The organism is Pseudomonas sp. BP11-1-1 (genome assembly GCF_052112105.1).
GTDB classification, from domain to species: domain Bacteria; phylum Pseudomonadota; class Gammaproteobacteria; order Pseudomonadales; family Pseudomonadaceae; genus Aquipseudomonas; species Aquipseudomonas alvandae.
The window spans coordinates 1-416 of the sequence record NZ_JAUTYU010000054.1; the positions used below are offsets into that span (position 1 = coordinate 1).

The following is a 416-nucleotide window of genomic DNA, read 5'->3' on the forward strand; positions in this document are numbered from 1 at the left end:
CTCGGCAGGGGAGGAAACCGCAAAGGTCGAATTCAGTGCGAACAGTGCGACCGCCAAGGTCGTGGACCTGACCGCGACCCCGGCCAGCATCGTAGCCAACGGCACGGCGACCAGTAACCTGGTGGCCTCGGTTGAAGATGCCAATGGCAACCCGGTGGCCAATGCAACGGTGACCTGGTCGACCAGCACCGGCATCCTGTCGACCGCATCGAGCAGCACCGATGCCAATGGCAAAGCCAGCGTGACCCTCAAAGGCACCGTTGCCGGCACTGCGATCGTGAAAGCCCAAGCCTCGGCCGGTGCTTCGTCGGCTGATGTTGAGCTGACTCCGGACGGCTCCACCGCCAAGGTCATGGACCTGACCGCGACCCCGGCCAGCATCGTAGCCAACGGCACGGCGACCAGTAACCTGGTGG

At 64.4% G+C, this 416-nt stretch carries 1 protein-coding gene; it reads left to right on the forward strand.

Going from position 1 to position 416, the window contains the following annotated elements; translation table 11 throughout:
- Positions 1-416 (forward strand): Ig-like domain-containing protein (locus tag Q7C33_RS28970; protein WP_407684602.1); only part of this gene is annotated, 416 nt, incomplete at both ends.